Annotated in this window: 23 protein-coding genes; 15 read left to right on the forward strand and 8 right to left on the reverse strand. The window is 72.0% G+C overall.

What is annotated here, in order from left to right:
- Positions 1-30 precede the first annotated feature (30 nt).
- The gene (gene fdxA, locus AB0C33_RS32370) at positions 31-357 is read right to left on the reverse strand and encodes a ferredoxin (RefSeq protein ID WP_106240826.1); all 327 of its coding nucleotides are present in this window, start codon (positions 355-357) and stop codon (positions 31-33) included.
- A gap of 105 nt (positions 358-462) precedes the next feature.
- Between fdxA and AB0C33_RS32375 the strand changes: the two genes are divergently transcribed.
- From AB0C33_RS32375 to AB0C33_RS32420, 10 genes are all read left to right on the forward strand, one after another.
- Positions 463-693: a hypothetical protein gene (locus AB0C33_RS32375; protein WP_352325366.1), complete on the forward strand. Its 231-nt coding sequence runs from the start codon at positions 463-465 to the stop codon at positions 691-693.
- A gap of 119 nt (positions 694-812) precedes the next feature.
- Positions 813-1,784, forward strand: a complete 972-nt coding sequence (locus tag AB0C33_RS32380; RefSeq protein WP_358294394.1) for an extracellular solute-binding protein — start codon at positions 813-815, stop codon at positions 1,782-1,784.
- 101 nt (positions 1,785-1,885) lie between these two features.
- On the forward strand, positions 1,886-2,662 hold the full coding sequence (locus AB0C33_RS32385; protein ID WP_358294395.1) for a methyltransferase domain-containing protein: 777 nt from the start codon (positions 1,886-1,888) through the stop codon (positions 2,660-2,662).
- A 145-nt stretch (positions 2,663-2,807) separates the two neighbouring features.
- On the forward strand, positions 2,808-4,964 hold the full coding sequence (locus AB0C33_RS32390) for a hypothetical protein (protein ID WP_358294396.1): 2,157 nt from the start codon (positions 2,808-2,810) through the stop codon (positions 4,962-4,964).
- Between the two features lie 6 nt (positions 4,965-4,970).
- Positions 4,971-6,791 carry a UvrD-helicase domain-containing protein gene (locus AB0C33_RS32395; RefSeq protein ID WP_358294397.1) on the forward strand — a complete coding sequence of 607 codons (1,821 nt, stop codon included), beginning with the start codon at positions 4,971-4,973 and terminating at the stop codon, positions 6,789-6,791.
- Between the two features lie 48 nt (positions 6,792-6,839).
- Complete coding sequence (locus AB0C33_RS32400; protein ID WP_352352886.1) at positions 6,840-8,684, forward strand: sigma factor-like helix-turn-helix DNA-binding protein; 1,845 nt, start codon at positions 6,840-6,842, stop codon at positions 8,682-8,684.
- 16 nt (positions 8,685-8,700) lie between these two features.
- Positions 8,701-10,011: a cysteine--tRNA ligase gene (locus AB0C33_RS32405; protein WP_358294398.1), complete on the forward strand. Its 1,311-nt coding sequence runs from the start codon at positions 8,701-8,703 to the stop codon at positions 10,009-10,011.
- 119 nt (positions 10,012-10,130) lie between these two features.
- Positions 10,131-12,617 (forward strand): penicillin acylase family protein, encoded by a 2,487-nt coding sequence (locus tag AB0C33_RS32410; protein WP_358294399.1) that lies wholly within the window; start codon positions 10,131-10,133, stop codon positions 12,615-12,617.
- Positions 12,618-12,763: 146 nt separating this feature from the next.
- Positions 12,764-13,192 carry an RICIN domain-containing protein gene (locus AB0C33_RS32415; protein ID WP_358294400.1) on the forward strand — a complete coding sequence of 143 codons (429 nt, stop codon included), beginning with the start codon at positions 12,764-12,766 and terminating at the stop codon, positions 13,190-13,192.
- 128 nt (positions 13,193-13,320) lie between these two features.
- Positions 13,321-14,172 carry a hypothetical protein gene (locus tag AB0C33_RS32420; protein WP_358294401.1) on the forward strand — a complete coding sequence of 284 codons (852 nt, stop codon included), beginning with the start codon at positions 13,321-13,323 and terminating at the stop codon, positions 14,170-14,172.
- Positions 14,173-14,187: 15 nt separating this feature from the next.
- Here AB0C33_RS32420 and AB0C33_RS32425 read toward each other — a convergent pair whose 3' ends face one another.
- On the reverse strand, positions 14,188-14,610 hold the full coding sequence (locus AB0C33_RS32425; protein WP_358294402.1) for a hypothetical protein: 423 nt from the start codon (positions 14,608-14,610) through the stop codon (positions 14,188-14,190).
- Positions 14,611-14,685: 75 nt separating this feature from the next.
- Between AB0C33_RS32425 and AB0C33_RS32430 the strand changes: the two genes are divergently transcribed.
- Complete coding sequence (locus AB0C33_RS32430; protein WP_358294403.1) at positions 14,686-15,675, forward strand: hypothetical protein; 990 nt, start codon at positions 14,686-14,688, stop codon at positions 15,673-15,675.
- Between the two features lie 200 nt (positions 15,676-15,875).
- Here AB0C33_RS32430 and AB0C33_RS32435 read toward each other — a convergent pair whose 3' ends face one another.
- The gene (locus tag AB0C33_RS32435; RefSeq protein WP_358294404.1) at positions 15,876-16,538 is read right to left on the reverse strand and encodes a helix-turn-helix domain-containing protein; all 663 of its coding nucleotides are present in this window, start codon (positions 16,536-16,538) and stop codon (positions 15,876-15,878) included.
- A 52-nt stretch (positions 16,539-16,590) separates the two neighbouring features.
- Between AB0C33_RS32435 and AB0C33_RS32440 the strand changes: the two genes are divergently transcribed.
- Together AB0C33_RS32440 and AB0C33_RS32445 are read left to right on the forward strand one after the other, a co-directional pair.
- Positions 16,591-17,073: a VOC family protein gene (locus AB0C33_RS32440; RefSeq protein ID WP_358294405.1), complete on the forward strand. Its 483-nt coding sequence runs from the start codon at positions 16,591-16,593 to the stop codon at positions 17,071-17,073.
- A gap of 10 nt (positions 17,074-17,083) precedes the next feature.
- Complete coding sequence (locus AB0C33_RS32445; protein WP_358294406.1) at positions 17,084-17,254, forward strand: hypothetical protein; 171 nt, start codon at positions 17,084-17,086, stop codon at positions 17,252-17,254.
- Between the two features lie 15 nt (positions 17,255-17,269).
- On the opposite strand, the gene AB0C33_RS32450 is transcribed toward AB0C33_RS32445, so the two are convergent.
- Positions 17,270-17,611, reverse strand: a complete 342-nt coding sequence (locus tag AB0C33_RS32450) for a hypothetical protein (RefSeq protein WP_358294407.1) — start codon at positions 17,609-17,611, stop codon at positions 17,270-17,272.
- A 53-nt stretch (positions 17,612-17,664) separates the two neighbouring features.
- On the opposite strand from AB0C33_RS32450, the gene AB0C33_RS32455 reads away from it, so the two are divergent.
- Positions 17,665-18,276 (forward strand): helix-turn-helix domain-containing protein, encoded by a 612-nt coding sequence (locus AB0C33_RS32455; protein ID WP_358294408.1) that lies wholly within the window; start codon positions 17,665-17,667, stop codon positions 18,274-18,276.
- Between the two features lie 8 nt (positions 18,277-18,284).
- Here AB0C33_RS32455 and AB0C33_RS32460 read toward each other — a convergent pair whose 3' ends face one another.
- The 3 genes from AB0C33_RS32460 to mshB are packed head-to-tail and all read right to left on the reverse strand — an operon-like array spanning position 18,285 to position 20,157.
- The gene (locus AB0C33_RS32460) at positions 18,285-18,779 is read right to left on the reverse strand and encodes a flavin reductase family protein (protein ID WP_358294409.1); all 495 of its coding nucleotides are present in this window, start codon (positions 18,777-18,779) and stop codon (positions 18,285-18,287) included.
- Between the two features lie 17 nt (positions 18,780-18,796).
- On the reverse strand, positions 18,797-19,216 hold the full coding sequence (locus AB0C33_RS32465; RefSeq protein WP_358294410.1) for a DUF6113 family protein: 420 nt from the start codon (positions 19,214-19,216) through the stop codon (positions 18,797-18,799).
- A gap of 11 nt (positions 19,217-19,227) precedes the next feature.
- On the reverse strand, positions 19,228-20,157 hold the full coding sequence (gene mshB, locus AB0C33_RS32470; protein ID WP_358294411.1) for an N-acetyl-1-D-myo-inositol-2-amino-2-deoxy-alpha-D-glucopyranoside deacetylase: 930 nt from the start codon (positions 20,155-20,157) through the stop codon (positions 19,228-19,230).
- Positions 20,158-20,201: 44 nt separating this feature from the next.
- Between mshB and AB0C33_RS32475 the strand changes: the two genes are divergently transcribed.
- Entirely contained in the window at positions 20,202-22,268 is a 2,067-nt protein-coding gene (locus tag AB0C33_RS32475; RefSeq protein WP_358294412.1) for a prolyl oligopeptidase family serine peptidase, read from the forward strand.
- On the opposite strand, the gene AB0C33_RS32480 is transcribed toward AB0C33_RS32475, so the two are convergent.
- Positions 22,265-23,128: a hypothetical protein gene (locus AB0C33_RS32480; protein ID WP_358294413.1), complete on the reverse strand. Its 864-nt coding sequence runs from the start codon at positions 23,126-23,128 to the stop codon at positions 22,265-22,267. The genes AB0C33_RS32475 and AB0C33_RS32480 overlap by 4 nt on opposite strands.
- Positions 23,129-23,132 lie beyond the last annotated feature (4 nt).

The following is a 23,132-nucleotide window of genomic DNA, read 5'->3' on the forward strand; positions in this document are numbered from 1 at the left end:
GACGTGGACGGCCCCGGCGCACGCGACTCGCTAGTGGTCCTCGCCCTGCGGCGGCAGCGCGGCCACCACCGGGTGGTCCTTCTCGATCTTGCCGACCTTCGAGGCGCCTCCGGGCGAGCCGAGGTCCTCGAAGAAGTCCACGTTCGCCTTGTAGAAGTCCTTCCACTGCTCGGGAAGGTCGTCCTCGTAGAAGATGGCCTCGACGGGGCACACAGGCTCGCACGCGCCGCAGTCCACGCACTCGTCGGGGTGGATGTAAAGCATGCGCTCGCCCTCGTAGATGCAATCGACGGGGCACTCCTCGATGCACGCCTTGTCCAGGACGTCCACGCAAGGCTGCGCGATGACGTAGGTCACCTCGAGCTCCTTTTTCTCCGCACCATGGCATGACTCTGACCGCGGTTTGCTACGCCCTAGTATTGCCGTGCTTGCCAGCTGGCCGAAACGGAGGGTGGCAAACTCATGGCCGCACGCCTCGTCGTCGCGATCACAACTCAGGACATAGGCGCACGGATCACCACTCGAAGGCGCGTCCCAGAAGGCTTCCGGGACGCCGTCGGCGTGCTCGAATCCTGGACGGACGGCGTGTTGCGCGTTCGCAAGCGGGACGGCACTTTGGTGGAGATCGACGAGGAATCGCTGGTCGCGGCCAAGGTCGTTCCGGTCGCGCCTCCTCGACCTCGGGCGAAGTAACGGTAAGTATTCATTGTGTGACCGTACGTATCTGCGCCGCCGTAGCAGCCGTTCTCGCCAGCGCCGGATGCGGCGCGTCCACATCGCCGTCCACGTCCGAGGGGTCGAAGGACCTTCCGGTGCTCAACGTCCGGGCCGCCTCGCTGAAGCAGGGCTTCGGCACGATGGAGCGCCTGGCCGAGGCCGCCAAGCGCGAGGGCCAGCTCACCGTGATCGGCCTGCCGCACGACTGGGTGAACTACGGCGAGATCATCGACACCTTCGCCGACAAGTACGACATCAAGGTCAACGAGCTGGAGCCGGGCGCCAGCAGCAAGCGTGAGCTCGACGCCGCCGACCAGCTCAAGCCGGACGTGTTCGATCTCACCCTGGACATGGCCGTCTACGGGGCCGACAAGTTCGCGCCGTACAAGGTGACGGGCTGGCAGGACCTGCCCGACTTCGTCAAGGACCCCAAGGGTGCCTGGTACGGCGCGTACGGCGGCTACATGTCGATCGGCTACGACCCGCGCGAGGTCAAGGCCCCGGCCTCCTTCGCCGACCTGCTCAAGCCCGGCTACCGCGTCGCGCTCGACGGCGACCCGCTGCGCTCGGCGGCGGCGTTCGGCGGTGTGATGGCCGCGTCCATGAAGGCCGGCGCCAAACCGGACGCCAGGCAGGGGGTGGACCTGTTCGCCAAGCTCAAGCAGGCCGGGCAGCTCGTCGAGCCGGCCAAGGCGAACGTGATCATCGACTGGGACCACCTCAACGCGGCCCGCAGCGCCGACCACGCCGACTCCTGGGAGGTGACGATCCCGCGCGACGCGCCGTTCGGCGGGTACCACGTCCAGGCGATCAGCAAGACCGCCCCGCATCCGGCCGCCGCCCGGCTGTGGCAGGAGTTCCTGTTCTCCGACGAGGGCCAGAACCTGCTGCAGAAAGGCTACGCCCGTCCGGCGCGCGGCGAGGCCATGCTCATGAAGGGCAAGCTCGACACCGAGCAGGCCGCCCGGCTGCCCAAGGCCGCCGGCCCGCCCGTGCTCATGACGATCCCGCAGACGGACGCGGCGAAGGCGTACCTCAAGCGGGAATGGAGCAAGAGCGTGGGATGAGTCCGTTGTGACTTGATATGTCGTAGAGACGATCAGGCTCTAAAGTGAACGGACAGCACGGCCACGGGGGCCCGATGTCTGACGAATGTGAGCTGATCGTCTTGCGATACGACGCACCGAGCTTGGAGCGGTGGAACAGTCGCGCCTACGACAGCAGTTTCGGGTACGTCTCCACCCAGGGCGCGCCGCTGGTCGACCTCCTCGACCCGCAGCCCGGGGAGCGCGTGCTCGACCTCGGGTGCGGCACCGGGGTGCTGACCGCGCAGATCGCCTTCAGGGGCGCGGACGTCCTGGGCATCGACGGTTCCGCCGCGATGATCGAGAAGGCGCTGGCCCAGTACCCGGGGATCGACTTCATCATCGGCGACGGCCACGACTTCACCGTGGTGGACCCGTACGACGCCGTCTTCTCCAACGCGGCACTCCACTGGATGAGCCGCGACCCCGTCACCGTGATCGCCAACGTCCGCGAGGCGCTGAAGCCGGGCGGCCGGTTCGTCGCGGAGATGGGCGGCGCGGGCAACTGCGCGGAGCTGACCGCCGCGATGCTGACCGCCTGGCGCGAGTACGGCCTGCGCGAGCCCGATCTGCCGTGGTACTTCCCCACTCCCGCCGAGTACGCGCGCCGGCTGGAGCAGGAGGGCTTCGTGGTCCGCCTGCTGGAGTACTTCGACCGGCCGACGCCGCTCGACGAGTGCCCCGGCGGGGCCGCCGACTGGGTGCGCATGTTCGCCTCGTCCGTGCTCGAAGGACTGCCGCCGGAGATCGTGGACCCCCTGCTCGGACGGGTCAACAAGCTGGCCGCGCCCGCCCTCCGGAGGGAGACGGGCTGGATGGCCGACTACGTGCGTCTACGCTTTGCCGCTGTTCGGCGCTGATGCGTAGTGCATGATGCGTAGGGCTGTTTTGCCGGACTATGGTCTGTTCCGTGGGCGGCGAGATGTTGGCTGCGCCGCTCCGGCGGCGTGAGGGGCTGGTGAACGGAACGGGATGAACTTCTGCCTGAGCGACCTCGTTCCACCGTTGAGGTGGAGCGACGCGTCGACGATCACGCTACTGACCGGGCAGCCGGATCTGCCGGACGCGTGGTGGCGAAGCCTGCCCATGCCGCTGGTGCTCGCAGCCATCGGCCCGGAGTCACTGGGCGAGCTGCTGACCGAGATCGCGCTGGAGCACTGGCCGGCCGCCGCCATCGGCGACGTCCTGCCGGCTCTGCACGTCCTGGACCCGGACGAGGCCGACGAACCCGCCGTCGCCATCGCGCTCGACCGCGCCGGGTCGTGGACGGGGCTGCTCTCGCTGACCGGGCGGGAGCTGGTGGACCAGCCGTTCATCCAGGCCCGGCCGGTGCTCAACACGTTGTTCGGGGCGGTGCTCGTCCGGCTGGCGCATCCGTACGCGGGTGGGCGGCAGGCCGAGGCGCATGTACCGGCGGCTCTCGCGACCCCGGCGGACGCCGTCGTGGCGGCGGAGCTCGCCCACGAGCCCGCGTTCCCTGAGGGCGGGGCCGCTGCGGAGGCCGTCGTGGAGGCGGCCGACCGTGACGTCGAACGGGTGCTCGACGCCGACTCCGAGCCGGTCGTCGAGGAGGTGCCGCGGCCCGAGGCCGAGCCCGTGCTCGACGCCGCCGAGGAGCCCGCGCCCGAGCCCGCCGCCGCGGAGGCGTCCGCGCTGGAGGCGGAGGGGGTCGGCGGCGAGCCGGAGCCCTTCTCCACGGACGACCACGACGAAGAGGCTGAACGGCGCGAACCCGCCGACCTCGACAGCTCCGCCGACGTCCCTGAGGTCCCTGAGGTCCTTGAGGGGCGGGTGGAGGAGCGGGCCGAGGCCGCACAGTTCGAGGCATCCACCGATGACGCCGAGCCCGAGGCGCACACCGAGCACCCCGAGCACCCCGAGCACGACACCGAGCCCGAGCCCGAGCCCGAGCGCGAGGCCGACTTCGAGCACTCCGAGGCCGACGCCGAGCACCCCGAGCCCGAGGCGGACGCCGGCCACGCCGAGCTTGAGGCCGACGCCAGGCACGCCGAATCCGCCGGGGCGGACGCCGAGCACGCCGAGTCCGCCGAGACGGGCGGCGAGGAGTTGTCCGAGCTGATCGAGGCCGCGTTCGCCGGGCTCGACGACAAGAGCTGGGCCGTGGCGCAGAACCGCGTCTTCACCGACGAGCCCTCGGCGGTCGACCAGCTGGCCAAGCTGTTCGCCGTCCCCCCGGCCGACATCTCCGCCACCGAGCGGGAGCTGCGCGTCCGTCTCGACCAGTGGCTGGCCAGCGAGGAGGCCGCGCCGTACCGCGCCCACCTGGACGAGCTGCGCAGGACGCTGGGCCCGGCCGCGCCCAAGGAGCAGCTGATCGGCGCGGCCGACTGGCACGCCAGGGAGATCCGCGCGCTGGAGGTGCCGGCCTGGCAGTTCGTGCTGGCCACGCTGCCCGCGCAGCCGAACCAGCCGGTGGAGTTCCAGCAGCCGGCGGAGTTCCAGCAGCCGCACTCGGCGTTCGCCGCGATGCAGCCGCCGCCTCCCCTGCCGCCACCGCCCATGCCACCGCCGCCGCCCCCGGCCAGTCCGCCCGGTCCGCCCGGTCCGCCGCAGTTCCAGGCGTTCACGCCGGTCCCGCCGCCGCCCGCGGAGGGCAACGGCGGGGCGGAGCAGAACAAGCCGTACCAGCCGCTCAAGGACGTCTCCCAGACCAGGCGCTGCTTCCGCCAGCCGGACGGCCGCTGGTGGCTGCGGATCGACGTGACCGCCGAGCAGCTGGCCGGCGGCGAGTGCGCCCTCCCGACGGGCTTCGCGGCCTACCTGGGCCTGTCCCCCGGTGAGAGCCGGGCGGTCAGGAGCGCGGCGGGCGAGCTGACCATGACCTGGCACGGCAGGCCGGTGCTGGAGTCCATCGAGCGCCTGCTCGTGGACGTCGGCGCCAAGGAGGGCGGCCACCTGTTCCTCACGCTGTCGGACGAGGGCGTCCTGCGCGCCCGTCACCTGCCGGTCGCCGCCCAGAACGCCGAGAGCATCACCAAGGCGCTGCGCCTGGTCGGCTACACGGCGCCGGGCGGCACCCGGGACCAGGCGGCCAGGGTGATCGCGACGAGGATCGGGCTCACCGGCCCCGTCGGGCTGCCCGACCTGCTCACCAGGCTCCGCGAACGCGGCGACCGCGACCTGCTCGCCCTCTTGGACTGACCGCCCGTGCCGCGGCTCGCGATCGGCCCTGACTTTCCAGGGGAGCTCGGCGCACTGGCTCAGCCGGTGCGCAGGGACGCCGTGGTCGCGCTGCGCCGGTTCCTGCTGAACGTGTCCGGAGCCCCGCACCCCGAGCGGGTGCGGGGCTGCCGGGACGCCAAGGTCGCCACGCTGCGCCTGGCCGACGGGCATCGCGGCGTGGTGGTCCGGCAGCGCGACGTCTACTGGCTGCTCGCCGTGCGGCCCGATCCGGAGGCGTGGTCGTACGCCCAGCGTCACCGGTACGGCGTCAACCCCGTGATCGGCGTCGTCGAGGAGTGGGACGCCGAGACCCTGGAACGGGTGGAGCCCGCCTTACGCAGGTCGGCCCGCCCCTCGCGGCTGTTCGAGCAGATCTGCGACGGCGACCTGCTCGCGCTCGGCATCGACGTGCACGCGCTGCCTCTGGTCCGGCTGATCTCCACCGAGGCCGACGTGGCCGCGCTCGAACCGCTGCTGCCGCCCACCCAGTACGCGCCGCTGGCCGTCCTGGCCAGGGGCGGCACGCTGTCGGAGGCGTGGCGGGAGCTGGACAACTGGCGCGCCCGCGACGAGGAGCCGGGCGCGATCGACCCCGACGACCTGCACGCGGCGCTGCTGCGCAGCCCGGACCGCGCGGTGTTCGCCGCCGACAAGGTGGAGCTCGACCGGGTGCTCGGAGCCCCGGACTGGTGCACGTTCCTGCACCCGACGCAGCACCGGCTGGCCAGGGCCGGACGGTACGAGCAGCCGGTGCTGGTCGTGGGCGGCGCGGGCACCGGCAAGACGATCATCGCCCTGCACCGGGCGGCCCACCTGGCGGCGCGGGGCAGCGGCCCGGTGCTGCTGGTGACGTTCTCACAGAGCCTGGCCGAGGAGCTGGCCGGCCGGCTGGACGTGCTGATCGACGACCAGACGGTGCGCAAGCGCGTCGAGGTGGACAACGCCGAGCGCCTGGCCGTGCGGATCGTCGCCGACGCGGAGGGACGCCGTCCCGCCCTGGTCGGCCCGGGGGCCCGGTCGCTGGCCCAGCTCACCGACGAGGCGATCAGGCTGCTGTCGATCACGACCGGCGACCTGCTGGACGACGTGGAGCCGGGGCGCAAGCCGTACCGGCACATCGTGGTGGACGAGGCGCAGGACATCAGCCCGGCGCAGTGGCGGCTGCTGCGGGCGGCGGCGCCGCACGCGCACGACGACCTGTTCGTGGTGGGCGACCCGCACCAGCGGGTGACCGACACGCGGGTGGCGCTCGGCGCAGTGGGCATCCCGGCCGTCCAGCACGACCTGCGGATCTCCTACCGGCTGCCGCAGGAGATTTTGTCCTACGTGGTCCGGCTGCGTGGTGGCGGCCCGGCGAACGGCCTGGTCAGGGGCGTGGCCGAGCTGTACGGCTACCGCGCCACGCACAACGGCCGGCGGCCGATGGTCCGGGCGTACGACACACCCGAGTCCGAACTGGCCGGGCTGCGGGCCACGGTCGGCGGCTGGCTGGCGGACGGCGTGCCGGAGGGCGAGATCGCCGTCGGGGCGCGCACCCCCACGCTGGTCTGGGCCGCCAGGGAGGCCCTGGACGGGCTGGACGTGCGCGTGGCGACCTTCCAGCACCTGAAGGGCCTGGAGTTCGAACGGGTGGCGCTCGTCGGCGTGGCGGAGGGCGTGGTGCCCGGACCGCTGCCCGCGGAGCCGGCCGCGCGGGCTCGGGCGCTGCAACGCGAGCGGAGCATACTGTTCGTCGCCTGCACACGGGCCCGAACGATGCTCTATATCTCGCATTCCGGAAGGGGGAGCCCATTTCTGTCCCCCTGATCACATAGTCTGAACTGCGGATATCTTCCCTTTGCCGGTTGGACCTCAATGAACCTCAGCCTGAGCGACCTCGCGCCACCCCTGCGCTGGACCTCCCCTGGTCAGATCGCGCCGATCGTGGAGGAGCCCCAGCTGCCCGAGGCCTGGTGGCAGGCGATCCCCCTCGACCGCGCGTGCGCGATCGTCGGGACGCAGACCGTGGCGGGTCACCTGGCCGATCTGGCCGTGGCCTGCTGGGGGCACCTGCTGCTCGGCGACATCCTGCCGCTGCTGCGTTTCTCCGACCCCGCCGAGGCCGAGCGCACGCCGGAGTCTCTGGGCAAGGACGTGGTGCAGAAGCTGTTCACCGGTGTGTTCGAGCGGCTGCTCGAACCCGCGCCCGCCGCCCTGCCCGTCCCGGCCAGGCCCGACAAACCCCTTCCCGAGCTGATCGACGCGGTGTTCGCCGCGCTCGACGACCGGCAGCGCGCCATCGCCCGCGACCGGCTCTACGCGGCGCAGCGCGCCACGCTCGACGAGCTGGCGCAGCGTTTCTCGGTCACCCGCGAGCGGATCAGGCAGATCGAGCGGGACCTGCGCGACCACGTGGAGGCCTGGCTGGGCTCGCCGGAGGCGGCGGGGCTGGTGGCGCACGTGACGTGGCTGAGGGGCAGGCTGGGGTCGGCGGTCCCGGCCGACGACCTCGCGGCCGCCGTGCCGTGGCACCGCGGCGACCTGCGCACGCTGGGCATCCCCGCGTGGCGGTTCGTCCGCACGCTGCTGACCGGCTACGAGCAGGCCGACGGGTGGCTGGTCTCCGGCGGGGCCGACGAGCTGCGGGAGAAGACGCGGCAGTTGTTCACCGACGGGCCGCGGCCGCTCGACGAGGCGGTGTCCATGGTGGCCCAGCTCGGCGTCCGTGAGGACGTCGCCGAGCGGTGGATCCTCGCCGTGCCGCAGCTTCGGGTGCTCGGCCGGCACGTGGTGCCCTGGCCGCGCAGCATCAACGAGAAGGCCGAGGCGGTGCTGGCGGTGGCGGGCACGCCGCTGTCGCCCGAGGAGATCCAGGAACGCATCGGCGAGGACTACAGCCTGGTCGGCATCCGCAACCAGCTCACCGCCGACGAGCGCTTCCGCCGGGTGGACCGGAACAAGTACGGGCTGACCAGGTGGGGCGGCGACGAGTATCTGGGCATCAGGGAGATGATCTCCAGGGAGATCGAGCGGGCCGGCGGCGAGGCCTCGGTGAGCACGATCGTGACGAACCTGACCTCCCGCTACGACGTGAGCGAGAGCTCGGTGCGCGCCTACTCGGGCGGCCCCGGGTTCGAGCGCACGCAGCGGGGCTGGATCAGGGTGGCCGGAACGTCGCCGACCGGGGAGTCGGAGCCGTACCAGCCGCGCAAGGACGTCTCGGAGACGCGCCGCAGCTTCCGCTCCCGCGACGGCCGGTGGTGGCACCGCGTGGACGTCAACGCCGAGCACCTGCGCGGGTCGGGCTCGCCCCTGCCGACCGGGTTCGCCGCCTACCTGGGCATGGCTCCCGGCGGGTCGCTGACCGCCTCGACGCCATCGGGCGACGTGGTGATCAGCTGGCACAACCAGCCGACCATGGGGTCGATCCGCAACGTGCTGGCCGACTTCAAGGCGAGCGAGGGCGACCACGTGTTCCTGACCGTCTCCGACGGCGGCGAGCTGCTGACCCGCTACCTGCCCGCGGCCGCCGTGGCGATGCCGCCGCTGAACCGGGCGCTCTACCTCATCGGCTACACCGCACCGGTGCACTCCGAGATGGAGGGGCTGCGGCTGATCGGGGCCCGCATCGGGCTGCCCGACACGGCCACCCGCGAGGAGGTGCTGGCCCGGCTGCGCGAGCGCGGGGACAGGGACATCCTCGGCTTCCTCGGCGGGTGAGGGCTAGGCTCGGGTGATGTTGCGGATCCACGACACCCGGGCCAGGCAGGTCGAGGAGATCTCGGGCGGGCGGGCGGTGCGCGTGTACACGTGCGGGCCGGCGCTGCACCGCCGCGTCCATCTGGGCGACCTGCGCACGTACGTGCTGTCCGACCTGGTCAGGAGGGTCCTGGAGGGGCGGCGTACCCGGGTCGTGGCCTGCCGGCACGTCGCCGACCTCGGGCGTCCCGACGGCGAGGCCGGGGGGCCGGTCCGCGCCCACGAGGACGCGTTCGTCGACGACGCGGCCGCGCTCAACCTGCGGCCGCCGGAGCACGCGCCGCGCGCCGGGGAGACGGTCGACCTGATGATCGAGCTGATCTCCGGGCTCGTCGAGCGCGGGCACGCCTATCCGGCGCCGGACGGCTCGGTGTACTTCGACGTACGGACGTTCCCGGCGTACGGCGAGATCTCCGGCACCGGCCTGGACGACCTCAAGCCCGCCGACCCGGTCGCCGCCGACCCGCACCGACGTTTCCACGCCGACTGGGCCCTGTGGCGGCCCGCCGACGGCGACCAGGGCCGGGACGCGCCCTGGGGCCGGGGCCTGCCCGGCCCGCACGTGGCGTGCTCGGCGCTGTCGCTGCGTTTCCTCGGCGAACGGATCGACCTGCACGTCGGCGACGCCGCCCGGTGCTTCCCGCACCACGAGGCCGAGCGCGCCCAGTCGGACGCGGCGACCGGCCACGAGGTGGTGCGCCACTGGGTGCACGGCGAGCGCCCGCTGTTCGACGGACGCGCGATGGCGGAGTCCGCGGGCGACGCGGTGCTGCTGTCCGACGTGGTGGCGGCCGGGCTCGACCCGCTGGCGGCGCGCCTGGCCTTCCTCGGGCACCGCTACCGGGAGCGGCTCGACCTCTCCTGGGACGTCCTGCGGGCCGCCGACCGCACGGTGCGGCGGTGGCGGGCACGGGTGGCCGAGTGGTCGGAGTCGCCCAGCGCGCCCATGGCCGCGTCGTACGCCGAGCGCGTCGGGGCGGCCCTCGACGACGACCTGGACACCCCGGCGGCGCTGGCCGTCCTGCGGGAGCTGGAGCTGGACGAGTCGGTGGCGCCCGGGTCGAAGTTCGAGACGTTCCTGCATCTGGATCAGGTGCTGGCGCTCGACCTGTCCACGGAGATCGGCAAGCCGCGGGTGCCGCCCGCCGGGGCCGGCGAGCTGCTGGCGCAGCGGGAGCGGGCGGTGGCGGCCAACGACTGGGCGGCGGCCGACCGGCTGCGGGACGAGCTGGCCGACCTGGGGGTTCGCGTCACCGACACCCCGGAGGGACAGAGCTGGGCCCTCTGATCGGAAGCCCTTCGCGCGAGGCCGCTCCGGCCGTCTGAAACGGCCGGAGCAGTGAGCCGGTACTGCCAGACTTGTTCCAGTTCGGCAATATGGAGGTATCGGTGAAACCCTTTGCGTGGATGCCGTGGCCTTTGCGGTGGTTCGCCCGGGTGTTGACCGTGCTTCTCGCGCTGGCGCTCGTGCTGGCCGGGGTCCTGGTGTACACGGTGCGGAAGTCGTTCCCGCAGGTGGACGGGACGCTGCGACTGCCCGGTCTAGCCGGGAAGGTCGAGATTTATCGCGATAAATCGGGGATTCCGCATCTCTATGCCGACACTGCGGCCGACCTGTTCATGGCGCAGGGCTTCGTCCACGCCCAGGACCGGTTCTTCGAGATGGACTTCCGCCGCCACACCACCGCCGGACGGCTCTCCGAGCTGTTCGGCAAGGCCACGCTCGGCAACGACAAGGCGCTGCGGACCATGGGCTGGCGCCGGGTGGCCGAGCAGGAGCTGCCCGCCCTCGACCGGCAGACCCAGGACTTCCTGGCCGCGTACGCCAAGGGCGTGAACGCCTGGCTGGACGCCAATCCCAACGCCTCCGACCGCAGCCTCGAATACTCGGTGCTCAAGCTGCAGAACGGCGAGTACCGGCCGGAGCGGTGGACCGCGGTCGACTCCGTCGCCTGGCTGAAGGCCATGGCGTGGGACCTGCGCTCCAACATGGAGGACGAGATCGACCGCGCCCTGGCGCTGACCAAGCTGCCCAAGGAGCGCGTCGAGCAGCTCTACCCCGGCTACCCGTACGACCGCCACTCCCCGATCGTCGGCGAGGGCGCGCTCGCCCAGGGCCGCTACGACCAGCAGGCCGAGCCGCGGACCGGCGGCGTGCGGGCGCTCTCCCAGGCCGCCGCGACGCTCGACGCCGTGCCGAGCACGATGAGCAGCGAGGAGCGCGAGGGCATCGGCTCCAACTCGTGGGTGGTCTCCGGCGCGCACACCACCAGCGGCAAGCCGCTGCTGGCCAACGACCCTCACCTGTCCCCGCAGATGCCGTCCGTCTGGTACCAGGCCGGGCTGCACTGCAGGAAGCTGTCCGAGCAGTGCCCTTACGACGTCACGGGGTTCACCTTCTCCGGCGTGCCCGGCGTGATCATCGGGCACAACGACAAGATCGCGTGGGGGTTCACGAACCTCGGGCCGGACGTGGCCGACCTCTTCCTGGAGAAGGTGGACGGCGACACGTATCTGTACAAGGGCGAGCAGGTCAAGCTGGAGACGCGGCAGGAGCAGATCAAGGTCGCCGGCGGCGACCCCGTCACGATCACCGTGAAGAGCACCCGGCACGGCCCGCTGATCAACGAGGTGATGGCGGACGCCCGGCCGAGCGGCGAGGCGAACGCCGTGGCCCTACAATGGACCGCCCTCACCCCCGGCAGGACCGTGGACGCGATCTTCGCGCTCAACAAGGCGGGCGACTGGCCCGAGTTCCGCTCGGCGGCGGCGCTGTTCGAGGTGCCGTCCCAGAACCTGATCTACGCCGACACCAGCGGCAAGATCGGCTACCAGGCGCCCGGGCGCATCCCCGTACGGGAGAAGGGCGACGGCGCCTGGCCGGTGCCCGGCTGGACCGGCGAGTACGACTGGAAGGCCGCGCCCATCCCCTACGACCAGCTGCCCACGGTGGAGGACCCGGCCGAGGGGTTCGTCGTCACGGCCAACAACGCCGTCATCGACCCCCGCCGCTACCAGCCGCTGCTGACCAAGGACTGGTCCTACGGCTACCGCTCCCAGCGCATCCGCGAGCTCATCGAGTCCGCGATCGCCAAGGGCAAGATCGACGCTGGGACGATGTCGGACATCCAGCAGGACACCTCCAACGAGTTCGCCGAAACGCTGGTGCCCGCGCTGCTGCGGGTGGACCTGGCCGGGCCCGCCCGCCAGGCCCGCGAGCTGCTGCGCACGTGGGACCACTCCCAGCGGCTCGACTCCGCCCCCGCCGCCTACTACAACGCGGTGTGGCGGCACCTGCTCATGCTCACGTTCGACGACGACCTGCCCGAACAGGTGTGGCCCGGCGGCGGCGACCGCTGGTACGACGTGGTCGCCAACCTGCTCAACGCCCCCGACGACCCCTTCTGGGACGACGTGACCACCAAGAACCTCACCGAGTCCCGCGACGACATGCTGCGGCAGGCGATGGCCTCGGCCTACCACGAGCTGTCGGAGCTGTTCGGCACCGACGTCAGGTCCTGGAAGTGGGGCGACCTGCACCAGCTCGAACTGGTCAACGGCACGCTCGGCACGTCGGGCCTCGCGCCCGTGGAGGCGCTGTTCAACCGCGGCCCGTTCGCCGTGCCCGGGAACAAGGACGCGGTGAACGCGACCGGGTGGAACGTGCAGAAGGGGTACGGGGTCACGGCGGTGCCGTCGATGCGCATGGTCGTCGACCTGGCGGACCTGGACAAGTCCCGCTGGATCAACCTGACGGGCGCCTCGGGGCACGCCTTCCACGACAACTACTGGGACCAGGCCGAGGCGTGGGCGCGGGGTGATCTGCTCCCGATGCACTCCAAGCCCGAGTCGGTGAAGAACGCCGCCATCCACACCCTCACCCTCACCCCCTGACCCGTCGCGTCCGTCCCCGCACCGCGCCCGGCCGGAACCCTGTCCGGAAGCGGTCACGGGCGGAGGGTGATTTCCCATGCGTAATCGTCTGTTATGAGAACGAGGCGGCGCATCGTCCCCTCCCGCTCCCGTTCGAGAGGACACCCATGGACATTCCGGCCCGAGCCACCCTGATCAACAAGAAGTCCGGGCTCGCCCTTGACATCAAGGAATGCGACATGTCCGACGGCGGCTGGGTGATCCAGTGGACCCCCCACGGCCGGACCAACCAGATCTTCCGCCTGGAACCCGCCGACGGCGGCTACAAGTTCATCGCCGAACACTCCGGCAAGGCCCTCGATGTCAGCTGGGCGAACCAGAACGCCGACTTCGCGATGCAGTGGGGCATCAACGGCAGCCCGAGCCAGATCTGGTACCTCAAGGAGCACGAGGCGGGCGTCTACCGGCTCTTCGCCAAGCACTCGGGCAAGGTGCTGGCGGTCGCGAACGCCTCCACCGAGCCGGGCGCGCGCGTGGTGCAGTTCGAAACCGGTCATGAGGAGAACGAACTCTGGCTGCTCAAGGCCGTTCCCTAGGGGCGCGTCCTCCCTGGTGGGCGGCTGGCGGGGGCCGGGTGGCGCGCCCGGCGTACGACCGTGGTTGTAGTCGAAGGCCAGACCGTGGTCCGACGCGCCGGGCCCCCGGCCGCTGTCAGCATGGCCGCATGACTCGCCTCCGGTATTCCGATCGCCTCTGGTACTCCGTCGGGATCTTCCTCCTGCTCGTGGGCCTGGCGCACCTGGGCGTGCTCGTCGTGGCCGGCGGCCCGTGGGAGGGGGCCGTGTCGTGGCGCAAGCCGTTCACGTTCGGGGTGTCGTTCGGGTTGAGCGTGCTGACCCTGACCTGGGTGTCCCAGTGGTTACGGCTGCGTGCCCGCACGTTCGTCCTCGGGGCGTTCGCGGCGGCCTCCACGGTCGAGGTGGCGCTGATCACCCTTCAGGCGTGGCGCGGGGTGCCGTCCCACTTCAACATGGAGACCCCCCTCGACACGGCCATCGCCCGCACGCTGGCCGCGTTCGGCATCACGCTCATCGTCATCGCGATCACCATGACGATCGCCGCCTTCCGCCCGGCGCCGGAGGTCGCCCCGAGCACCCATCTGGCCGTACGGGCGGGCTTCGCCACGCTGCTGGCGTCCATGGTCTTCGGCGGCGTGATGATCGCCCGTGGCGTCGTGGCGGTGATGACGGGCAACCAGCAGCTCGCCTACACGGTGGCCACCGCGCTCAAACCGGCCCACGCCGTGCTCATGCACGGGGTGCTCCTCCTGCCGGCCCTGTCCTGGCTGCTGTCCCGCACGCTCCCGTCCGAGGGCGCGCGGCTGCGGGCCGTACGCCTGGCCACCTGGGCGTACGTCGCGGTGGCCGCGCTGGTGTCCGGCCTGGCCGTGGCGGGGGTGGCGGTCGTGGGGCCGTCCACGGCGTCGGTGTTGTCAGCCGGGGCGATTTCGGCCCTGGCCATCGCGGCGGTCGCGCTGGGCCGGTTCAGCCCCCGCCTCGGCCAGGCGAAACATTGAGGCCGGGGTAATGGGTCAGCCGTTATGCCGTCGCCGCCGCCACCACACGGGCGCGCGCGGGTAACCACCGTCGTCCAGGTCGGCCAGCCGCTCGAACACGTTGTACGACGCCTGATGCCCGCACACGACCACCGACACGAGCATGGCCAGCAGGTAGAGCGGGAGCATCGGCAGTCCGGCGCAGCAGGCCCACTGGGTGGCGTGCCGTGCTTCGTGCCGGATGAGCCGGTCGTCCAGCTCGTCCTGCCTGGTCAGGACGACGTTCCCCACCGTGAACGCGCCCGCGACGGGAAAGCGGTAGCGGTAGCCGAAGGCGAGGATGAGCCCGTCGGGGCCGGGCCGGCGGGCCGCGCCGCCGACGATCGAGATGAGGAGGCCGAGCGGGGTGGCGAGGTTCACATAGTTCACCGCCCGCCGGAACCGATAGCGCCTGTTCATGCGTCTCAGTCTTGACCAATCTTGACAAGTCGGAATAATGATCTGCGTCCTGAAATCTCCCACAAGAGCAGGATTATGAGATTCTCCATCCTGGGCGCGCTGCTCGGCGCTGTTGCACTGGCCGGAGCCGGCGGAGTCGCGATCACCCAGACATCAGCCACCGATCCCCTACGTTCCACCGATTCTCCTTCCGGCGCGCAGGTGGCGTTACCCGTCGCCGCGACCCCGACGGCGACGCCCACGGCGACGCCCTCGGTCGGGGATTACACCGCCACGACGAAGGTGGTCAAGAAGAAGGGCGTCTCGTACTTGAATGTGTCCGTCAAGTACGACGGAGCGGCCCGCTTCACCGTGAAGCAGAAGGTGTGCAGGAGCCAGTCCTGCAGGAGCGCCACCGCCCAGTTCCCCGTCACCACCGGGGCCGGGCAGACCACGAAGAAGCTGGGCAAGGGCACGTACAAGGCGAGGGGCAAGCCGGCCGTCAAGGTCAAGCCGCTCCCCTGGCCGACCCGCACCGTGACGGTCTCGCCGACCGCCACGGCCGCGCCGAGCGCGACGGCGACCGTGACGTCCACGGTGACCGAGCAGGCCACGGTGACCGCCACGGTGACCCAGCCCGGCCCGACCGTGACCGTGCCCGGCCCGACGGTGACCGTGCCGGGGCCGACGGAGACAGTGACGTACACCTGTCAGCCCGCCCCGCCGACGACCCCGCTTCCGCCGGCCGAACCGCCGACCGCCACGCCGTCAACCTCGGTCTCGGAATCCCCGGACGTCCCGGACGCCCCGGCCCAGGCCCCCGCCCCACCGGCGAGCGACACCCCGACCCCGACCCCCACCCCCACCCCGACGCCGACGCCGACGCCGACCGCGACGGACGTCCCGACCGACACCCCCACCGGCGCCCCGACCGACGTCCCCACGGACGTCCCGACGGACATTCCGACGTGCGCGCCGCCCACGGATCTCCCCTCCGAGACCCCGACCCCGACCCCGACCGCGACCTCCACGGACACCGGCACCCCCACCGACACCCCCACCCCGCCGGAGCCGCCCACCCAGTAACCCCCGACCGACACAGCGCATGATTCAGGCCAGGCCCCAGCGCCTGGCCTGAATCATGTCCCCCCGCCCCACAACCCACCGCGACCGCCCTCTCACATCCGGGACGCCGCACCCCCGCTGAACCAGGCCGCCAACCCCGGAGGGACGCCGCGTCACCGCTCCCATCCCTCCGGCTCGTGACCGGGTATGCCCCGGGTGGGTCAGTGTGGGGCGTTTGTGGGGTGGGGTGGTGGGGTGGTGGTCAGCAGGCGAGTGAGGGTTTCGGTCAGCCAGCGTTCGTAGGTGTCGGCGTTCCAGCTCAGCATCTCCCGCCCCAGCAGGTACGTCTCCGTGTGCACCAGGACGGCGGTGGTGCCGGTCAGCCAGTCGAGATCGTGCCCGCCCGCCAGAAGCCCGTCGGCGGCCATCTTGTCCCAGAAGGCGCGCATGTTCGCGCGGGTGGCCTCGCGCCCGGCCCGGGTGGCGGCGGCCAGGTCCGGCTCGGTGGGAGCGGCCTGCAGGGCGACGGCCAGCAGGTCGCCGGCGCGTTCGGCCATCTGGCGGCTGCCCCCGGCCAGGGCGGCGATGCGCTCCTCGGCGGTGGAGGCGGTGCCGGCGCGGACGTACCAGTCGCGGCCGGTGATGTCGACGGCGGCCCCGTCACCGGCGAAGGCGACGTCGACGCAGCGTTTGAGCAGCGCGGCCTTGGTGCCGAAGCGCAGGTAGACGGTACGGTCCCCGACCTGGGCGGATTGGGCGACGGCGGTCAGGGTGGTGGCCGCGTAGCCGTTGCGGAGGAACAGCTCGGTGGCGGCGGTCAGGATCTTCCCCTCGGTGGCGGCGATGCGGGCGGCGCGCAGATCACGCTTGACGGGCTCCGACATAAAATGCAGTATAACTGCATCGATGCAGTGCAACTGCAAGAAGGGAATTGCCGTGTCGCACCTCCCGCGCCTGGACGGCGTGCACCACCTCAAGCTCCCGGTCACCGACCTGGACCGTTCCCTGGCCTGGTACCGCTCCCGGTTCGGGTACGAGATCGACATCGAGTTCGTCGAGCAGGGCGTGCCGATGGGCTACGCGCTCGCCCATCCGGCCGGCGGTCCCGTACTGGCGCTGCGGCTGGACCCGGACCGGGCCAGGGCCGCCGCGGGCTTCGACTACTTCGCCATCGGCGTCCCGGACAAGCAGGCCATCGAGGAGCTGGCCGCCCACCTGACCACGCTGGGCGACAGCCACGCCGGCGTGCACGAGGCGACCATCGGCTGGATCCTGCCCGGCCTGCACGACCCGGACGGCCACGAGATCCGCTTCTACACCACGCAGCCGCTTCCCCCGCGCGAGCGGGCCGTCCCCACCGCGGCCGACGCGGACGAGGAGCGTCGCAGCAGCGGCACCCGTCCGGCCGAGACCTCCTGAGGAGCGCGCCATGACCGTGCTCCGCAACCACGACGGCAGGCTGGAGACGATCGTGATCGCCTCGAACGGCCGCAGCCCCGTGCACTCCTGGCAGCACGAGCCCAACGGCGACTGGGCCAAGTGGCAGAGCCTGGAAGGCTGGTCGGTACGCGCCCTGGGCCCGGGCTTCCGCGAGTTCTGACCCCGGCCGGTCACCTCACCGAGCGGGACCGAGCGGCGCTCCGGACGGGACGCCGCCCGCCCCTTCCTTGAGCTCGACGAAGATCGCGTGCGACTCGGTGTCGCCGATGTTCCGCCCCGCGTGGTCCTGCGCGCCGACCCACCGCGCCTGCCCCGCCTCCAGGTCCAGCTCGACCTCTCGCGCGCCCGAGGTGAGGCGGCGGCTGAAGGACGACAGCGTGACCATCACGCTGTCGGGATGGCCGTGCGGGCTGGTCGAGTCGCCGGGCCGGTCGCGGTAGCGCAGCACCCTGACCCGTTCGTTCTCGAAGATCACCGTGTACAGGCCGGGGTTCGTGACCACTGGATCGGCGCTCATGGACCACCTCACAAGGCGAGTCAGCTACATGGGACGACGGTACCATGATGGGCATGTCGGTACCATATGAGCAGACCGGCCGTCACCGGCAGAAGGCCCGCACCCGCGCCGCCCTGGTCGAGGCCGCCCGCCGCCTGCTGGCCGACGGCACGGACCCCACGGTCGAGGACGCCGCCGCCGCGGCCGGCATCTCGCGCACCACCGCCTACCGCTACTTCCCCAACCAGAACGCCCTGCTGACCGCCGCGCACCCGCAGATCGAGCGGACCTCCCTGCTCCCCCCGGACCCACCCGCCGACCCCGTGGCGCGCCTGGACCTGGTGATGACCGCCTTCACCCGGCTCACCCTCGACTGGGAACCACAGCTGCGCACCTCGCTGCGCCTGTCCCTGCGACCGGGCGCCGAACAGCCGCACCTGCGCGGCGGCCGGGCCATCGGCTGGATCGAGGACGCCCTCGCCCCGCTCCGCGACACCCACCCCGGCCTGGACCTCCACCACCTGGCGGTGGCCATCCGCGCTGCGACCGGCATCGAGTCGCTGGTCTGGCTCACCGACATCGCCGGATACACCCGGCAGCAGGCGGTCGAGACCATGTGCTCGTCGGCGCGGGCGCTCCTGGTCGCCGCCCTCGACCGGCACGACCGCCGCACCGGGCGGGCGTAGCCGCGGCGTCAGAGGTTCTTGTAGCGGCCGTCGTGGTAGAGCAGCGGCGAGCCGTCCGCGGGGGTGCCGAGGGCCGTCACCTGGCCGAGCACGATGGAGTGGTCGCCGCCGTCGTACACCGCCGTCGTGGCGACCTCGACCGTGGCCAGGGCGCCGGTGAACAGGGCCACCCCCGACTCCCCGCGATGGTGCTCCCACCGGGCCAGTTGCCCGCTCAGCGGACGGCCGCGGTGGGCGAAGAAGCGGGAGGCGTCCTCCATCGAGGCGTGCAGCACCGACACGCCCCACACCCCGGCCTCGATCACGGCGTCGTGGAAACGGGCCACCTTCTCGGCGCAGAAGAGCACGAGCAGGGGGTCGAGCGACACCGACGTGAAGGAGTTGACGGTCATCGCGTGGTCCACACCGCCGAGCCGGGTCGTGACGATCGCGACTCCCGTGGCGAAGCGGCCGACGACCTTACGGTAGTTTCCCGGGTCCACATGCCGCTCTATGGAATGCACGACGTTACTTTATGCCTCTACGTCGGATTCTTTGGAGGTGGGTATCCCCGCAACAACCACGAACCCCCACCGGATGAGGGCGAGCACAGGAACGCCACCACAAGAGCCAGCAATCCGCCATACAGGTAGACGTACCCCGCCGCCCCCTGAGAGATCACCAGATCTCCGGCACTGAGTTCGAGCGTGAACGGCATCGTCACCAGCAGCCAGCCGAGCCCGACCGCGAACGCGGCGAGCTTCGTCCGCATGAGCCTGGCCGCCCCCAGCGGAAGGAGGAACAGCGCGAGCACCCAACCGATCGCCACCCACGGAACGGCGCCCAGCTGGTCGAGCGCGTGCGTGAACCCGCCGACGACGCCGAGCACGACACCCAGCACGAACAGCATGCCGTACGCCGCCCCGCCCAGCGCCGACTCCGCCTGGCTGCGATGTTCCATGGGGAACGAGGTTAGTGGATGCCCGCGAAGAGATCGTTCTCGCGGTTGTGCGGCTCGCCGAGCCCACCGGCGTCGACCGGCGGCCCGGGCACCGGCCGGCCGGGCACGCCGATGGCCAGGACGAAGTGCTCCACGCCGAGCACCTCCTGCCCGATGTTGTTGGACAGGGCGTACCAGGGGCCGTCGACGGTGATCTGGGTGGCGTGGGCGCGCATGGCCTCCCGCTTGTTGCCGACCCAGGGGCGGGCGTCGATCTCGGTGGTGATGTCCTCGTCGGGGCTGCCGAAGGGGATGTCCTCGACGTCCTCGACGAGGAAGCCGGTGCCGGAGCCGGGCAGCGCCTCGGCCGTGCGCCGCATGACGGACCTGGGCACGGCCGTGTGGTAGAACTTCGCGATCTGCCACGGCTCGTCCTGGCGCGGGGCGGGCCGGCCGCCCGGGACGTAGTCGGGCTTGGCGGCCAGCTCGAAGGCGCGGCGGGCCACCCGGTGGGCCTGGATGTGGTCGGGATGGCCGTAGAAACCGTTGGCGTCGTAGGTCACCAGCACCTGCGGGCGCACCTCGCGGATGATCTTCACCAGCTCGCCGGCCGCCTCGTCGAGGTCGGCCTGCCAGAAGGCGTTGGGACGGTCGTTGGTCGCGACGCCCATCATGCCGGAGTCGCGCCAGCGTCCGGGCGAGCCGAGGAAGCGGTGGTCCTCGACGCCGAGCGCCTGGCAGGCCGCCGCCAGCTCCCCGATCCGGTACGGCCCGAGCAGGTCGTCGCGGTCGGCCGCCAGGTGGGCGAGGTCGGCGGGGATGACCTCCCCCTCCTCCCCCAGCGTGCAGGTCACCAGCGTGACGTGGGCGCCTTCCGCGACGTATTTGGCCATGGTCGCGCCGGTGCCGATCGACTCGTCGTCCGGATGGGCGTGCACGAGCAGGAGGCGGCGATCAGTCATAGTCATGAGCGTAACAATGGCTGGATACTGGCAGGATTGAGCCCATGAGTGAGAGCTTCCCGCGACTGTCGGCACGGACCCGCCGGTTCACCCTGGGAGTGCCCAGGGGGTTCACGATCTCCCCCGACGGCGGACGAGTGGTCTTCCTGCGGACGAGATCCGGCACCGACCCGGTCACCTGCCTGTGGGAGCTCGACACCGAAACCCACGTCGAACGCCTGGTGGTCGATCCCCGCACCCTCCACGCCGACGACGAGAACCTGCCGCCGGAGGAGCGCGCGCGGCGCGAGCGCAGCCGTGAGGCGGCCGGCGGCGTGGTGGCCTACGGCGCCGACGCCGCGCTGACCAGGGCGGCCTTCGCCCTGTCCGGCGCGCTTTACGTCGTCGAGCTGGCGAGCGGCGAGACCCGCAGGCTGGAGACGCCGGGCGCGGTCATCGACCCCCGGCTGTCCCCCGACGGGCGGCAGGTCGCCTACGTCACCGGCGGCGCCCTGCACGTCCAGGACCTCGACTCGGGGCGCGGCGAGGTGCTCGCCACGCCGGAGTCGCCGACCGTCACCTACGGCCTGGCCGAGTTCATCGCCGCCGAGGAGATGGACCGGATGCGCGGCTACTGGTGGTCGCCGTCGGGCGACGCGCTGCTGGTCGAGCGGGCCGACGAAGAGCCGGTCGACACCTGGTACATCGCCGACCCGGCCAACCCGTCCCGCCCGGCCGTCGCCCAGCGTTACCCGGCGGCCGGCACGCCCAACGCCCGCACCGAGCTGTTCGTGCTCGGGCTCGACGGCTCGCGGGTGGCGGTGCCGTTCGAGGAGGAGTACCTCACCACGGCCGCCTGGGACGACCACGCGCTGTCGATCGTGACGATGACGCGCGACCAGAAGACGCTGCGGCTGTTCTCCGTCGATCCGGCGACCGGCGTGTCCACGCTGGTCCGCGAGGACACCGACCCGGCCTGGGTGGACATCGTGACCGGCGTGCCGGCGCACCTCGACGACGGCTCGCTGGTGTGGGTGGCCACGTCGGAGGGCGGCCACCGGCTGTTCGTCGGCGACCGCGCGGTCACGCCGCCCACCCTCCAGGTCCGGTCGGTGCTCGACGTCGACCACGACAGCGTGTTGTTCAGCGCCAGTGGCGGCGACCCGACCGACATCCACCTGTGGACCTGGGACGGCCACTCGCTGCTGCCGGTCTCGACCCGGTCCGGGGTGTTCTCGGGGCGGATGTCCGGCGGCGTCGGCGTGTTGTCGGAGCAGAGCCTCGACGCCGAGGGCGTCTCGACCATGGTGGTGCGGCGCGACGGCATGGCGGTCCCGATCCCGTCGTACGCCGAGCGTCCGGGGCTCGACCTGCGGGTGTCGCTGGGGCGTTCGGGCCGCCGGGAGCTGGCCACGGCCGTGGTGCTGCCGTCCTGGTACGAGCAGGGCTCGGGCCGGCTGCCGGTCCTGATGGACCCGTACGGCGGCCCGCACGCGCAGCGGGTGCTCAACCGGCGCGGCGCGTTCCTGGAGAGCCAGTGGTTCGCCGAGCAGGGCTTCGCCGTGATCGTGGCCGACGGCCGCGGCACGCCGGGCCGCGGTCCGGCGTTCGAGCGGGCGGTGCTGGGCGACCTGGCGACCCCGGCGCTGGAGGACCAGATCGACGCCCTGCAGGGCGTGGCCGAGCAGTACCCCGACGACCTCGACCTGTCGAGGGTGGCCATCCGCGGCTGGTCGTTCGGCGGCTTCCTGGCCGCGCTCGCCGTGCTGCGACGTCCCGACGTCTTCCACGCGGCGGTGGCCGGCGCGCCGGTGACCGACTGGCGGCTGTACGACACCTGCTACACCGAGCGCTACCTGGGCCACCCCGACGAGCAGCCCGAGGTCTACGACAACTCCTCGCTGTTCGCCGACGCGCCCAAGCTCGAACGCCCGCTGCTCCTCGTCCACGGCCTGGCCGACGACAACGTGGTGGCCGCCCACACGCTGCGCCTGTCCTCGGCGCTGCTCGCGGCCGGCCGTCAGCACAGCGTGCTGCCGCTGTCGGGCGTGACGCACATGACGCCCCAGGAGGTCGTGGCCGAGAACCTGCTCCTGCTCCAGGTCGACTTCCTGAAGAAGGCGCTGGGCTAGGCGGTCCGCAGGGCGTCGAGCAGTCTCGACGCCCCCAGGCCGATCAGCACGACCAGCCCCATGACCAGCAGGAACACCCACAGGGGGGCGCCGAGGTAGGCGAGCAGGCCCTGCGCCACGGCCAGGATCAGCACGCCGAGCACGGTGCCCGCCACGCCGGCGCGCTCGCCGTACGGGCTGGTGCCGCCCAGGAGGACGGCGGCGAGCGCGAACACGGTGCTGTAGAGCCCCTGGTCGCCCGGGGGCGCCGCGCCGAGGCGCAGAAGCAGCGCGATGCCGCCCGCGGCGGCGAGCATGCTCGACCCGGCGAGGCCGAGCACCGCGCCGGGCCATCCGGCGCCGAGCTCCTTGCGCACCTCCTGCCGGTTCCACAGCAGGCCGCCGGCGATCGAGACGACCGCGAACACGGCGAACCCGAGCGGGCCGGGATAGAGCGCGGCGGTCTCCAGCGGGATCGTCCCGTCGCCGAGCAGCGCGACGGCCACGGCCTCGCACACGACGGCGACCCCGAGCGTGACGGCCCAGGCCGGGGCCGTCAGCAGCATCGTGAACGCGCTCATGGCGGCCCCCAGGAGCCCGGCGAGCACGAGCGCGAGCAGCATCGCCAGCGGCAGCGGCACCCCGGCGCCCGCCGTGGACGCCACGAAGGCGGCGCTCGCGGCGGCCACCGCGCCCACGGCGAGATTGGGCGTGCCGGTGCGCAGCGACAGGCCGAACCCCATGACGATCAGGCCGAGCTGCCCGGCGTGGGCGAGGATGTCGAGCAGGCGGTCACTGACCGTAGTGATCAGGACGAGTGCCAGGCCCAGCAGGGCGAGGAGTCCGAGCACGCCTTCCCAGGCGCGCTGCCAGGTGCTCACTCCG

This window comes from Nonomuraea sp. NPDC048881 (genome assembly GCF_040649795.1).
In the GTDB taxonomy this organism is placed as follows: Bacteria; Actinomycetota; Actinomycetes; order Streptosporangiales; family Streptosporangiaceae; genus Nonomuraea.

Bases quoted from the DNA above. Each gene is read 5' to 3' on its own strand.
- AB0C33_RS32375 (WP_352325366.1), top strand. From the start codon at position 463: ATGGCCGCACGCCTCGTCGTCGCGATCACAACTCAGGACATAGGCGCA.
- AB0C33_RS32400 (WP_352352886.1), top strand. From the start codon at position 6,840: ATGAACCTCAGCCTGAGCGACCTCGCGCCACCCCTGCGCTGGACCTCC.
- AB0C33_RS32405 (WP_358294398.1), top strand. From the start codon at position 8,701: ATGTTGCGGATCCACGACACCCGGGCCAGGCAGGTCGAGGAGATCTCG.
- AB0C33_RS32410 (WP_358294399.1), top strand. From the start codon at position 10,131: ATGCCGTGGCCTTTGCGGTGGTTCGCCCGGGTGTTGACCGTGCTTCTC.
- AB0C33_RS32415 (WP_358294400.1), top strand. From the start codon at position 12,764: ATGGACATTCCGGCCCGAGCCACCCTGATCAACAAGAAGTCCGGGCTC.
- AB0C33_RS32420 (WP_358294401.1), top strand. From the start codon at position 13,321: ATGACTCGCCTCCGGTATTCCGATCGCCTCTGGTACTCCGTCGGGATC.
- AB0C33_RS32425 (WP_358294402.1), bottom strand. From the start codon at position 14,610: ATGAACAGGCGCTATCGGTTCCGGCGGGCGGTGAACTATGTGAACCTC.
- AB0C33_RS32430 (WP_358294403.1), top strand. From the start codon at position 14,686: ATGAGATTCTCCATCCTGGGCGCGCTGCTCGGCGCTGTTGCACTGGCC.
- AB0C33_RS32435 (WP_358294404.1), bottom strand. From the start codon at position 16,538: ATGTCGGAGCCCGTCAAGCGTGATCTGCGCGCCGCCCGCATCGCCGCC.
- AB0C33_RS32445 (WP_358294406.1), top strand. From the start codon at position 17,084: ATGACCGTGCTCCGCAACCACGACGGCAGGCTGGAGACGATCGTGATC.
- AB0C33_RS32450 (WP_358294407.1), bottom strand. From the start codon at position 17,611: ATGAGCGCCGATCCAGTGGTCACGAACCCCGGCCTGTACACGGTGATC.
- AB0C33_RS32455 (WP_358294408.1), top strand. From the start codon at position 17,665: ATGTCGGTACCATATGAGCAGACCGGCCGTCACCGGCAGAAGGCCCGC.
- AB0C33_RS32465 (WP_358294410.1), bottom strand. From the start codon at position 19,216: ATGGAACATCGCAGCCAGGCGGAGTCGGCGCTGGGCGGGGCGGCGTAC.
- mshB (WP_358294411.1), bottom strand. From the start codon at position 20,157: ATGACTGATCGCCGCCTCCTGCTCGTGCACGCCCATCCGGACGACGAG.
- AB0C33_RS32475 (WP_358294412.1), top strand. From the start codon at position 20,202: ATGAGTGAGAGCTTCCCGCGACTGTCGGCACGGACCCGCCGGTTCACC.